This is a genomic window from Streptomyces sp. NPDC006309 (assembly GCF_040613095.1).
Taxonomy (GTDB): Bacteria; Actinomycetota; Actinomycetes; order Streptomycetales; family Streptomycetaceae; genus Streptomyces.
Map to the genome: position 1 here is coordinate 108,009 of NZ_JBEXRO010000022.1, position 12,272 is coordinate 120,280.

11 protein-coding genes and 1 pseudogene are annotated in these 12,272 nt (G+C 74.6%); 3 read left to right on the forward strand and 9 right to left on the reverse strand.

Annotated elements, in window-relative coordinates:
* The 5 genes and pseudogenes from ABZ117_RS25785 to ABZ117_RS25805 all read right to left on the reverse strand — a co-directional run.
* Positions 1–1,422 (reverse strand): hemolysin family protein (locus tag ABZ117_RS25785; RefSeq protein WP_356824158.1); only part of this gene is annotated, 1,422 nt, incomplete at its 3' end.
* 168 nt (positions 1,423–1,590) lie between these two features.
* Positions 1,591–2,034, reverse strand: a complete 444-nt coding sequence (locus tag ABZ117_RS25790; protein WP_356824159.1) for a GNAT family N-acetyltransferase — start codon at positions 2,032–2,034, stop codon at positions 1,591–1,593.
* Positions 2,035–2,128: 94 nt separating this feature from the next.
* Positions 2,129–2,224 (reverse strand): annotated as a pseudogene (locus tag ABZ117_RS25795) (LLM class F420-dependent oxidoreductase); the annotation flags it as partial.
* 157 nt (positions 2,225–2,381) lie between these two features.
* A complete protein-coding gene (locus ABZ117_RS25800; protein WP_356824160.1) occupies positions 2,382–4,949 on the reverse strand; it encodes an ABC transporter permease in 2,568 nt (855 codons plus the stop codon).
* A 3-nt stretch (positions 4,950–4,952) separates the two neighbouring features.
* Entirely contained in the window at positions 4,953–5,783 is an 831-nt protein-coding gene (locus tag ABZ117_RS25805; RefSeq protein WP_356824161.1) for an ABC transporter ATP-binding protein, read from the reverse strand.
* A 118-nt stretch (positions 5,784–5,901) separates the two neighbouring features.
* On the opposite strand from ABZ117_RS25805, the gene ABZ117_RS25810 reads away from it, so the two are divergent.
* Together ABZ117_RS25810 and ABZ117_RS25815 are read left to right on the forward strand one after the other, a co-directional pair.
* Positions 5,902–6,144, forward strand: coding sequence for a toxin-antitoxin system HicB family antitoxin (locus ABZ117_RS25810; protein WP_356824162.1), 243 nt, complete (start codon positions 5,902–5,904; stop codon positions 6,142–6,144).
* 16 nt (positions 6,145–6,160) lie between these two features.
* Positions 6,161–6,535, forward strand: a complete 375-nt coding sequence (locus ABZ117_RS25815; protein ID WP_356824163.1) for a fic family toxin-antitoxin system, toxin component — start codon at positions 6,161–6,163, stop codon at positions 6,533–6,535.
* Positions 6,536–7,066: 531 nt separating this feature from the next.
* On the opposite strand, the gene ABZ117_RS25820 is transcribed toward ABZ117_RS25815, so the two are convergent.
* The 4 genes from ABZ117_RS25820 to bioB all read right to left on the reverse strand — a co-directional run bounded on the left by ABZ117_RS25820 (position 7,067) and on the right by bioB (position 10,986).
* Positions 7,067–7,759: a class I SAM-dependent methyltransferase gene (locus ABZ117_RS25820; RefSeq protein ID WP_356824164.1), complete on the reverse strand. Its 693-nt coding sequence runs from the start codon at positions 7,757–7,759 to the stop codon at positions 7,067–7,069.
* 72 nt (positions 7,760–7,831) lie between these two features.
* On the reverse strand, positions 7,832–8,548 hold the full coding sequence (bioD, locus tag ABZ117_RS25825) for a dethiobiotin synthase (RefSeq protein WP_356824165.1): 717 nt from the start codon (positions 8,546–8,548) through the stop codon (positions 7,832–7,834).
* 1 nt (position 8,549) lies between these two features.
* The gene (locus ABZ117_RS25830; RefSeq protein WP_356824166.1) at positions 8,550–9,830 is read right to left on the reverse strand and encodes an adenosylmethionine--8-amino-7-oxononanoate transaminase; all 1,281 of its coding nucleotides are present in this window, start codon (positions 9,828–9,830) and stop codon (positions 8,550–8,552) included.
* Positions 9,823–10,986, reverse strand: a complete 1,164-nt coding sequence (bioB, locus tag ABZ117_RS25835; RefSeq protein ID WP_356824167.1) for a biotin synthase BioB — start codon at positions 10,984–10,986, stop codon at positions 9,823–9,825. The genes ABZ117_RS25830 and bioB overlap by 8 nt, the downstream gene beginning before the upstream one ends.
* A 147-nt stretch (positions 10,987–11,133) precedes the next feature.
* On the opposite strand from bioB, the gene ABZ117_RS25840 reads away from it, so the two are divergent.
* Positions 11,134–12,261 carry an 8-amino-7-oxononanoate synthase gene (locus ABZ117_RS25840; protein WP_356824168.1) on the forward strand — a complete coding sequence of 376 codons (1,128 nt, stop codon included), beginning with the start codon at positions 11,134–11,136 and terminating at the stop codon, positions 12,259–12,261.
* Positions 12,262–12,272: the final 11 nt, after the last annotated feature.

Sequence of the window (12,272 nt, forward strand, 5' to 3'; positions counted from 1 at the left end):
GCGGTCGCCGGCCTTCTCACGGGCCTTCTCGCCGGCTCGTGCGTCGGCCGCTGCGTCGGCTCGTGCGTCGGCCTGCCCGTGGGCCTTCCCGCCGATGCTCCCGGCGGCGCTCTCGTCGTCCAGGGGGGCGTGCAGCAGCACCCGGGCGGCCCGGCGGCCGGAGGCGTCGGCCACGTCCAGCCGCCAGCCGGCCACGTGCACGCTGTCGCCGGCTGCGGGTATCCGGCCCAGCTCGGTGGCGACCAGGCCGGCCAGTGTCTCGTACGGTCCCTCCGGCAGCCGCAGGCCCACGCGCGCGAGCTGGTCGGCGCGGGCTGCGCCGTCGACCAGATACAGGGCCCGGCCCTCGTCGTCGGCGCCGGCGGGGGCGAGACCGGACGTCTCGTGCGGGTCGTGCTCGTCCCGCACCTCGCCGACGACCTCCTCGACGATGTCCTCCAGCGTCGCCACGCCGGCCGTGCCGCCGTACTCGTCGATGACGACGGCCATGGTGCGCCGGCCGCCGAGCCGGTCCAGCAGCCGGTCGACGGTCAGGGACTCGGGCACCAGCAGCGGCTCGCGCATCACCTGGGCGACCGTGCGGTGGCGCCGCTGGTCCGCGGGGACCGCCAGCACGTCCTTGATGTGGGCGGTGCCGACGACGGAGTCCAGGACGCCCCGGTAGACCGGGAACCGGGACAGGCCGGTGGCCCGGGTCGCGTTAGCCACGTCCTCGCAGGTCGCCTGGAGGTCAAGGGCGACGACCTGGACGCGCGGTGTCATCACGTTCTCCGCGGTCAGGTCGGCCAGGTTCAGCGTGCGGACGAACAGCTCGGCCGTGTCCGCCTCCAGGAAGCCCTGCTTGGCGGAGTGCCGGGCCAGGGCGGCCAGCTCCTGCGGCCCGCGCGCGGAGGCCAGCTCCTCGGCGGGCTCGACGCCGAACCGCCGTACGAGACGGTTCGCGGTGTTGTTCAGATGGGTGATGAAGGGCCGGAAGGCCGCGCTGAACCAGCGCTGTGCGTTGCCCAGGCGAAGGACCACGGCCAGCGGTGAGGAGATCGCCCAGTTCTTCGGCACCAGCTCGCCGACGACCATCAGGAACACCGTGGACAGGGCCGTGCCCAGCACCAGTGCCGCGGAGCTCGCCGCGCCGGCGGACAGGCCCATTGCCCGGAACGGGCCGGCGAGCAGCTTCGCGATGGACGGCTCGGCGAGCATGCCGACCACCAGGTTGGTGACGGTGATGCCCAGCTGCGCGCCGGAGAGCTGGAAGGTCAGGTTCCGTACGGCCTTCAGGGCGCCCGCGGCGCCGCGCTCCCCGCGCTCGGCGGCCCGCTCCAGCTCACCGCGCTCGACCGTGGTCAGCGAGAACTCCGCCGCCACGAAGGCGCCGCAGGCGACCGACAGCAGGATCGCCACCCCAAGGAGGAGTACTTCGGTCATCGGGTCACCCCCGTCCCATGGTCGGACAGGGCAGGGCAGGAGGCGCGGTGTCGCGCACGGGGAGGCTCGCCCATGGGCGGAGGCTCACAACCTTTCATAGAGGGCCGAGTGCTCCCTCAAGAGTAAAGGATGGGCAAAAAACCCTCCGGCCCCTGTGGATGAGCGGCTTCAGCCGGGCGTTCCGCCCCGGTCGGCGAGCGGCTTCACCCAGCGCCGCCACTGTTCCTCCGGCCTGTATCCGGCGGCCTGCCAGGCGTGGTGCGCGGTCGCGTTGCGGACCAGCACCATGGCGTCCGCGCGCCGGCCGCCGAGCCGTACGAAGCGCTCCTCGGCGGCGGCCAGCAGCGCCGAGCCGATGCCCTGCCGCCGCCACCGCGGGTGCACCGCGAGCCGGTACAGATGGCACCGCCAGCCGTCGAAGCCGGCGATCACCGTGCCGACCAGCTCGCCGTCCCGCTCTGCGAGGAGGAGCGCCCCGGGGTCGCGGCCGACCAGCCGCTCCACGCCGGCACGGTCGTCGCTGATACTCGTCCCCTCGGCGGCCGTTCTCCAGAAGGCCAGGACGGAGTCGAGGTCGTCGGGCGCGGCGGCGCGTATCCGCGGATCATTCATACGGTCATCGTGCGGTCACCGCCCGCGCGGCACCGGGGTTTCCATCATGCGGACCGGCGGGCGCGCGTGCTCGGCGATGGGGCCCGGCATCCGGTCGCCGTAGCTCCTCCATGGTGTGCCGCTGGTGGTCCACCCGCTCGCGCGGCGAACCGTACGGCAGCCCGGCCGCCTCGTGCTCCGCCCGCACATGGTCTCGGCCGCCGCCCGCGAGGCCGGTAACGGCGCGGCCGTGCCTGAGCACGCTGACTTCGGAAGCGAAGTGATCAGCGGTCATCAGCCGAACCGGTCAGAGGTCAGCGGTCAGCGGTCGGCGGTGAGTCGTCAGCGGAGATGATCAGTCGACGTGATCATTCGTGGGCGATCGCCGCCAGCACGTTCATCCGCGACGCCCGCAGCGCCGGCAGCAGGGCCGCCACGACGCCCACCACCGCCGAGCCGACCACGACCGCGACGATCGTGCCCCAGGGGATCGCCAGCGCCGTCAGCCCGCGCAGCGCCAGCACCCGCTGCATGCACACGCCCCACACGAGCCCCAGCGCCAGCCCCAGGACCGCGCCGAACACCGCGATGACCACCGACTCCAGCCGGATCATCCGGCGCAGCTGTCGCCGGCCCAGCCCGATCGCCCGCAACAGCCCGATCTCCCGGGTCCGCTCCACCACCGAGAGGGCGAGGGTGTTCACCACGCCGAGCACGGCGATGACGATCGCCAGTCCCAGCAGCGCGTACACCAGGTTGAGCAGCACGGCGATCTGGCTGTGCACCAGCTGCTTGTAGTCGGCCTGGTCACGCACCTGTACCTGCGGGAACGGCTTGAGCGTCCGCTCCAGTCGTTCCCGCAGGTCCGCGGGGTTCGTGCCGGGGGCCGCGTTCACGTAGAGCGCCGAGTCCTGGCCGTTCGGCAGGTACCTCCGCAGCGTCCCGAGGCCGAAGAACACGCCGCCCTGGGTGCCGAAGGACTCGGCCGCCTGCTGGTCGGTCAGCGCGGCGACGGTCAGCTCCGCCCGGCGCCCGCCCGGGAACTCCACCGGCAGCACAGTGCCGGCCCGCACGCCGTGGTCCCGGGCGTAGTCGGCGTCCATCGCGAGGTGCCCGTCGGCCAGGGCCGCCGCCGAACCGCCCCGCGCGTAGGTGAGGTGCGCGACGTCGTCCAGGCCGGGGCCGTACCCGGCGGCGGTGGTCCGCGCCCGCTCGCCGTCCGGCAGCCGTACGGCGACGGGGGTGAGCCGCTGGGCCACGACCAGCCCGGCACCGGGCGTCGCGGCCACGCGCTTGCCGATCTCCCCGGTGAAGGGCGTGAAGTTGCCGCTCTGGACCACGAAGTCGGCGCCCAGCGTCCGGTCGATCTGCCGGTCGAAGGACGCCGACATCGACGCGCTCGCCACCGACATCCCGCCCACCAGGGCCAGACCCACCATCAGGGCCGCGGCCGTGGCACCGGTCCGGCGCGGATTGCGCAGCGCGTTGCGCTGGCTCATCCGGCCGACCGGGCCGAACAGCGCGGGGAACGCCGCGCCCAGCACCCGGATCACCGGCCGCACCAGCAGCGGCCCGGCGACCACCGTCGCGACGAGGGTCAGCACGACCCCGAGTCCCAGCAGGGAGGCCGCCTGCGCGGTCCGCGTGGCCGCCGCGCACCCGGCCAACGCCGCCGCGCCGGCCGCTCCGACCACCGCCCCGGCGATCGCCCGGCCCCGCAACGGCCTGCCCACCCCGGCGACCTCGGCATCCGCGAGCGCCGCCATCGGCGAGACGGCCGCGGCGCGCCGCGCCGGCAGGTAGGCGGCCACGAAGGTCACGCCGAGACCGACCGCGTAGGCGGCGACGGGCGTACCCCGGCCGATCACCATCTCGGTGCTCTTCAGGTTCATGCCGACCGCGCTGATCAGCCGGATCAGTCCGGCCGCCAGCCCGATCCCGGCGGCGAGACCGAACGTCGAGCCGAAGAGCCCCAGCAGCAGCGCCTCGGTGAGCACCGACCGCCGTAGCTGCCGCCGGTCCGCGCCCAGCGCCCGGAGCAGGCCCAGCTCGCGGGTGCGCTGCGCGATCAGCATGGAGAACGTGTTGACGATCAGGAACACGCCGACGAGCAGGGCCACACCGGCGAACCCCAGCATCACGTACTTGATCACGTCGAGGAAGGTGCCGAGGTCCGCGGCGGCCGACTTGGCCTGCTCACCGGCGGTCCGCAGCGCGTACGTACCGGTGCCGATCGCCGCACCGACCCGCCGTGCGAGGTCCGCGTCGGACACCCCCTCGGCCGCGTCCACCGAGATGCCGGTCGCCCTCGCCGGCGAGCCGAGCAGTTCCCGGCCGGCCACCGCCGGGTCCAGGTAGATCCGTGCCGCGCCCGGATTGGTCGTCGTGAAGGTGGCGATGCCGACGACCCGGACCCGGAAGGTGCCCGGCTGCGCCTGCACCGTCAGCGTGTCCCCGATCCCCACGTGCCGCCGGCCGGCCGTGTCCGCGTCCAGCAGCGCCTCACCGGCCCCGCGCGGCGCGTGGCCGGAGGTCAGCCGCACCGGGCTCCGGCGGGTCGCGTACCAGGCACCGGCGACGGTGGGGGCGCCGGTGGTCGGGCCGACGGACCTGTCCCGGCGGTCGACCACCACGACGTTCTGCACCGACACGTCAGCGCGGGCCGCCGCGACACCGGCGACCTTCGCCACCCGGTCCCGCAGCGCGGCCGGCACGGTCTGCACCGCGCCGCTCGCGCGGGCCGACCGCAGGTCCCCCCGCGGCTGGACCGTCACATCGGCGGCGGTGGAGGCGAACAGCCGGTCGAACGTGCGGGTGACGGTGTCGGAGAAGATCAGACTGCCCGCGACGAACGCCACCGACAGGATCACGGCGAGCGCGGACAGCGCCAGCCGCCCCTTGTGCGCGAGGAAGCTCCGCAGGGTCGCCCTGAGCACCGGTCAGCCCTCCGCGGCCGTGCCGTCGGCACCGGACCTGCCCGGAGCCCCGCAGGAGTCGGCGGTCCGCGGACCTCCCGTGGACAGGACACGCATCCGCTCCAGCACGTTCTCCGCCGTCGGCCGGGCCGTCCGGTCCACGATCCGCCCGTCGGCGAGGAAGAGCACGAGATCGGAGCGGGCGGCGGCGCCCGGGTCGTGGGTGACCATGACGACCGTCTGCCCGAGGTCGTCCACGGCGCCGCGCAGGAAGCCCAGCACCTCCCGGCCGGCCTGCGAGTCCAGGTTGCCGGTCGGCTCGTCGGCGAAGATCAGCTCGGGCCGCGAGGCCAGCGCCCGCGCGCACGCGACCCGCTGCTGCTGACCGCCGGACAGCTGGGCCGGCCGGTGCGTGAGGCGGTCCCGCAGTCCCAGGGTGTCGATGACCTGGTCCAGCCACCGCGCGTCGGGCTTCCGGCCCGCGATGTCCATCGGCAGGGTGATGTTCTCGGCGGCGGTCAGCGTGGGGATGAGGTTGAACGACTGGAACATGAACCCGATCCGGTCCCGCCGCAGCCGGGTCAGCTCCCGCTCCTTCAGGCCGGTGATCTCGGTGGTGCCCAGCCACACCCGGCCGGCCGAGACGGTGTCGAGGCCGGCGAGGCAGTGCATCAGCGTGGACTTCCCGGAGCCAGAGGGGCCCATCACGGCGGTGAAACGGCCCCGCGCGATGTCCACGTCCACCGCGTCCAGGGCGAGCACGGCCGTCTCGCCGGAGCCGTACGCCTTGGTCAGCCCCCGGGCGCGGGCCGCGACCCCGCCGTCCGGGGCGTGCTGCGCAACAGGTGTCGACACGAGCGCCTCCCGGTCGCCGAACCGTCCGTTCCGGGCGAGCGTAAGGGACCCGCCGGGCCGGCGCAGCGCTTCCGTGCGCCCCTTGCCGACGCTAGCGTCCCGCCGCTAGCGTCGGGGCATGGCGAAGACCCAGCTGAACGTGCGCGTGGACGAGGGCACCGCCCGCGCCGCCCGCGAGCGCGCCCTGGCCCGCGGCATGAGCGTGAACCGCTACATCGAAGAGCTGGTCAGACAGGACGCCGGGGAGGCCGGCCGTACGTTCGTGGAGGCCGCCGCCGACTTCATGAAGCAGTACGAGTCCGCGTTCGCCGAGGAGTGCGCCGAACCCCACGGCACCGGCACCCGCGCGGACCGCGACTGACCCTGAAGCCGATCCCTTGACCGACCTCCGCATCGACCTGGCCTGGCTCCTCATGCTCGCCGAACGGCAGACCCCCGGGGACCCGCAGGTCACCGACTGGGGCGCCCTCGTCGCCGCCGTCGCCCGGCACCGGGCCGAGATATTCGGCGTACCCGTCTACGACACCCCGCACGCGCGAGCCGCGTCGCTGCTCCAGCTGCTCATCCATGTCCCGGCCCTGGAGCGGTCCAACGCCTTGTTCGCGTCGGCGGTCGCCTACGGCTACCTGGTGGCCAGCGGCGTCAAGGTCGCCACCACCCCCAAGCAGGTCAGGGACCTCGCCCGCCTGGTCAAGGACGGCACCGCGAGCGTCGACGACATCGCCCGGCAACTCCACCGCTGGACCGCCTGACCGCGCTGCGACGCGGCGCGGGGCGGTTCGGGTCGGTCAGTGGACGCCGGCGGGGCGGTTCGGCCCGCGGGTGTCTTACGGTGCTACCGGTCAGCGCGCGGGCTCGGCGGGGCCGGCGGTCACGCTGCCTGTCCGGGCGGTTCGGCCGACGAGTACGGGCGGGGCGGTCGGCCGGTGGGTGTCCGGGGGCGGCTGCCGGTCAGCGCGCGCGGCGGGCCGCTGGTGCCTGGTCGGTGCCTTGGTCGACTGGCTCGGGCGTGGCCACCTGTCAGCGGGACCGGCGGGGCTGCCGGTCGGCGCGCCTGGTGGGGCGGTTGGCCGACGCGTGTCTGGCCGGGCTGCCGGCCGGCGTTCGTCCGGCGGCGCGCCTGGCAGCGGGCATCGGCGGGGCTGCCGATCGGCGTGCGCTCGGCGGGGCTGCCGATCGGTGTGCGTCCGGCGGGGCGCCGGCCACGCCCTGCTCGGCGGGGCGGTTTCGGTCAGCGCGTGGCCGGAGAGGCGGCCGGTCAGCCGGTGTCCGGCGGGGCCGGGTCAGTGCGTGTTCGGTTCGGGTGGTCGCCAGGCGGTGCCCAGTACCCCGTACGGGACCGGGAGTCTCGCTCCGTGTTCCGCAAGTGACAGCCGCCGGAGCGGGCCGAGTTCGAAGCCGGCCGCGCGGAGGGCGGCGACCGGCTCGCGGGCCAGATGGCAGCCGCCCGTCAGCGCGGGCCACAGGGTGCGGTCCAGGGCCTGCTGGGTCAGCGTCATCGCCCGGCCGCCGCCCCGCCCGTGCTCCAGGAACCGCACCTCACCGCCGGGCCGCAGCACCCTCCGCACCTCGCCGAGCGCCCGCGCGACATCCCGCACGCTGCACAGCACCAGCGCCAGCACCGCCGCGTCGAACGCCTCGTTCCCGGCCGGCAGGTCCTCCGCCACGCCCGGCACCACGTCCACCGGCACCCGGGCGCGCGGCGCGGCCTCCAGGGCCAGCCGCCTCAGCAGCGGCTCCGGTTCCACCGCGACGACCTCATCGACGGTCCCGGGAAAGTGCCCGAAGTTCAGCCCGTTGCCCGCGCCAACCTCGATCACCCGCCCGGACAGCCCGGCGAGCAGCCGCTCCCGCACCCCGGCCGGCCCGGGGCGGGCTTCGGCAGCCACACTGACCAGGGCGTAGCAGCGGGCGAACAGCGGATGGCGGACGTCACCCCGGGCCACCTGGCCGGAGCGGGTGGACAGCAACCGCATGGCAACCTCCCGGACGGGACGGACCCAGGAGGAGTCTCCCTCAGAACCCCCCGCGTGTCCCGCCGGGTCCGGTCACGGTGCCTCGCGGATCTGGAACGCCTCCGCGTCCCAGGTGCCGTCGAGCCGGGCGGCCAGCCAGGCCGGTGCCGCCGTGCGGAATTCGCTGGGCGGCAGGGATCCGGCCCCGGCGGGCAGGGCGCCGAGGAGCGGGGCGTCGGCGACCTCCGGCAGGTCGGCCACGTTGCAGCGGGTGGCCAGGTCGGGGGAGCCGGGCCAGCTGCCGATCACGACCCCGGCCAGGTCCAGTTCCCGGCGCCGCAGTTCCCGGGCCGTCAGCTCCGTCGCGTTGAGCGTGCCGAGCCCGGCCTGCGCCACGACCAGCACGGGCGCGCCCAGCAGCCGGGCCGCGTCGGCCAGCGTGCCGCCGGCCGCGTCGAACCGGACGAGCAGCCCGCCCGCCCCCTCGACCAGCACCAGATCGTGCTCGGTGGCCAGCTTGGCGGCCCGCTCGGCGACCTCGTGCGGATGCACCGGCGCCCTCCCGGCCCGCCGGGCCGCCGTGCCCGGCGCCAACGGGTCGGGGTAGCGGGCGAGTTCCGCGGTCGTGAGGGGACCGGCGAGCCGCGCGACCTCGTCGGCGTCCCCGCGTTCGTCCGGCCGTACGCCCGTCTGGGCGGCCTTCAGCACGGCCACCGACCGCCCGGCCGCGAGCGCCGCGGCGGCGACGGCGGCGGTGGTGACGGTCTTGCCGACCTCCGTGCCCGTCCCCGTGATCACCAGTACCGGCATCTCAACCCTCCCGTCCCGCGGCGCACACCGCGCGCGCGATCCGTGCCACGTCCTCGTCCGAGGTGACGTACGGCGGCATCGTGTAGACCAGGTCGCGGAACGGGCGCAGCCACACGCCCTCCCGCACGGCGGCGTCGGTGACGGCCCGCATGTCGACCGGGTGGTCGAGCTGGACGACGCCGATGGCCCCGAGGACACGGACGTCCCGCACTCCGGGCAGCTCGCGCGCCGGGGCGAGGCCCGCCCGCAGGCCCGCCTCGATCCGCCTGACCTCCGACAGCCAGTCCTGCCCCAGCAGCAACTCGACGGAGGCGCAGGCCACGGCCGCCGCCAGCGGGTTGCCCATGAACGTCGGGCCGTGCGCGAGCACCGGCACCTCGCCGCGCGAGATGCCGTCGGCGACCCGCGCGGTGCACAGGGTGGCCGCCATCGTCAGATAACCGCCGGTCAGTGCCTTGCCGACGCACATCACGTCCGGGCTGACGCCCGCGTGGCCGGCCGCGAACAGCGCGCCGGTGCGCCCGAATCCGGTGGCGATCTCGTCGAAGACCAGCAGTACGTCGTGCGCGTCGCACGCCTCACGCAGCACCCGCAGGTAGTCGGGGGAGTGGAAGCGCATGCCGCCCGCGCCCTGCACCACCGGCTCCACGATCACCGCGGCCAGCTCGTCCGCGTGCCGGGCGACCAGCTCGCGCAGCCGCTCCGCGTACGCCTCGTCGTACTCCGCGGGCGGCGCGTCAGCGAACACCTGGCGCGGGAGCACGCCGGTCCACAGATCGTGCATGCCGCCCTCGGGGTCGCACACCGACATCGGCTGCCAGGTGTCCCCGTGGTAACCGCCCCGCCAGGTCATCAGGCGCTGTTTGCCCGGCCGGCCGAGCGAACGCCAGTACTGGAGGCACATCTTCACGGCGACCTCGACCGACACGGACCCCGAGTCGGCCAGGAACACATGTTCCAGGCCGTCCGGTGACATGTCGACAAGGAGTTTCGCGAGCCGGACGGCGGGCTCGTGGGTGAGCCCGCCGAACATGACGTGGCTCATCCGGCCGAGCTGCACGCGCGCGGCCTCGTTGAGCACCGGGTGGTTGTAGCCGTGGATGGCCGACCACCACGACGACATGCCGTCGACCAGCTCGCCGGAACCGTCGGCCAGCCGCAGCCGGACCCCGCTCGCGGCCTCGACCACGAGCGGCTCGGCACGTCCGGGCATCGGTCCGTACGGATGCCACACATGCCGCCGGTCCAGCTCCAGCAGTTCCGCGACGCCGAGGTCAGGCATTGGGCGCGAGGTCCGTCCCGGCGCCCCGGCGACGGACGGCGACGAGGTCGGTCCGCGGCTCCCCCGCCGCCGGAGCGGCGGCGGCCGTCGCCGGCCCGCACCCGCCGCCCTCGTGGCAGCCCCCGCCGTCCTCGTGGCAGCCCACGGCGTTCGTCCGGTGCCCGGGCAGCGTCACCTCGTCGGCGCCCTCCACCTCGAACCCGGCGTCCGCGATCATCTCCAGGTCGGCCTTGCCGGCCTGGCCCTCGCTGGTCAGGTAGTCGCCGAGGAAGACGGAGTTGGCCAGGTGCAGCGCGAGCGGCTGCATCGTGCGCAGGTGCACCTCGCGGCCGCCCGCGATGCGGACCTCCACGTCCGGGCAGACGAACCGGACCATCGCGAGGATGCGCAGGCAGCGCTGCGGGGTGAGGTTCCACTCCTTGGCCAGCGGGGTGCCCTCGAACGGGATGAGGAAGTTCACCGGAACGGAGTCGGGGTCCAGCTCGCGCAGCGAGAAGACGACGTCGACGAGGTCCTCGTCCCTCTCGCCCATGCCGGCGATGAGACCCGAACAGGCGGACAGTCCGGCGGCGTGCGCCTTCTGCACCGTGTCCACCCGATCGGCGTACGTGTGGGTGGTGGTGATGTCCTCGTAGGTTGACTCGGAGGTGTTCAGGTTGTGGTTGTAGGCGTCCGCGCCGGCCTCGCGCAGCCGCTCGGCCTGGCCGTCGGAGAGCAGGCCGAGGCAGGCGCACACCTCGACGTCCTCGTGCCGCTCCTTGATGGCCTTGATGGTCTCCGAGACCCGGTCCACGTCCCGGTCCGTCGGGCCCCGCCCGCTGGCCACCAGGCAGACCCGCTTGGCGCCGCCCGCGAGGCCCGCGGCGGCGGCCTGGGAGGCCTCGTCCGGCTTGAGCCAGGTGTACTTCAGGATCCCGGCCTTGGAGCCGAGCCGCTGGGAGCAGTAGGAGCAGTCCTCCGGGCACAGGCCCGACTTGAGGTTCACCAGATAGTTGAGTTTCACCCGTCGCCCGAACCAGTGCCGGCGCACCTTGCCGGCCGCGGCCACCACATCGAGCAGGTCGTCGTCGGAGGTGGCCAGCACGGCGAGTGCTTCCTCGCGGGTCGGCAGCTCGCGCCGAAGCCCCTTGTCCACCAGCGTGTTCAGCAGGTCCATGAGGCCCGATCCTGTCCTACGGGACCGCTCGGGGCCAAGGAGAGTTTGCACAACGGAGACCGTTCACCGTGTGGGTATTGCCACACACTGGGCGGCTGGTCGTGCCGCTAAGGTCTGTCCGCTACCTACAAAAGTACCGGAGGACCCATGGCGTTCGGCTGGATCGACGAGCAGGCCGAGGCGCGCCGCCGCGCCGGACTCGTCCGTACCCTGCGCCCGCGCCCCGCCGACTCCCCGCTGCTGGACCTGGCGAGCAACGACTACCTGGGTCTGGCCCGCCATCCGGAGGTCACCGAGGGAGCGGCCCGGGCCGCCCGGACGTGGGGCGGCGGCTCCACCGGGTCCCGGCTGGTGACCGGCACCACCGAGCTGCACACCGAGCTGGAGCGCGCGCTGGCCGCGTTCTGCGGGTTCGAGGCGGCCCTGGTCCTCTCCTCCGGCTACGCCGCGAACCTGGCCGCGGTCACCGCCCTCGGCCCGCACGGCTCGCTCATCGTCTCCGACGCGGGCAACCACGCCTCCCTCATCGACGGCTGCCGGCTGGCGCGGGGCGGCACGCAGGTCGTCGGGCACGCCGACCCGGAGGCCGTGCGCAAGGCGCTCGGCACGCACGGGGGCGCGGCGATCGTCGTCTCCGACACGGTGTTCTCGGTCGACGGGGACCGGGCGCCGCTGGCCGCGCTGGCCGCCGCGTGCCGGGAGTACGGCGCCGGGCTGGTCGTGGACGACGCCCACGGGCTCGGCGTGCTGGGCGACGGCGGCCGGGGCGCGCCGTACGCGGCCGGCCTCGCGGGAGCCGATGACGTGGTCGCCACGGCGACCCTGTCCAAGTCGCTGGGCAGCCAGGGTGGTGTGGTGCTCGGCCCGGCCCGGGTGATCGACCACCTGGTCAACGCGGCCCGCACGTTCATCTTCGACACGGGCCTGGCGCCGGCGGCGGCCGGTGCCGCGCTGGCCGCGCTGCGGCTGCTGGAGCGCGAGCCGGGACGGGCGGCGCGCGCCCGTGAGGTGGCCGCGGAACTGCATGCACGGCTGACCGCCGCGGGTCTGGAGGCGGTGCGTCCGGACGCCGCGGTGGTCTCCGTGCGGGCTCCGTCCCCGGAGCAGGCGGTGCGCTGGGCGGCCGACTGCCGTACGGCGGGCCTGTCCGTGGGCTGTTTCCGTCCTCCCTCCGTGCCCGACGGCATCTCACGGCTGAGGCTGACCGCCCGCGCGGACCTGTCCGGGGCCGAGATCGAACACGCTGTACGCGTCATCGGCGAGACGCGACCATGAGTCGGCGTGAC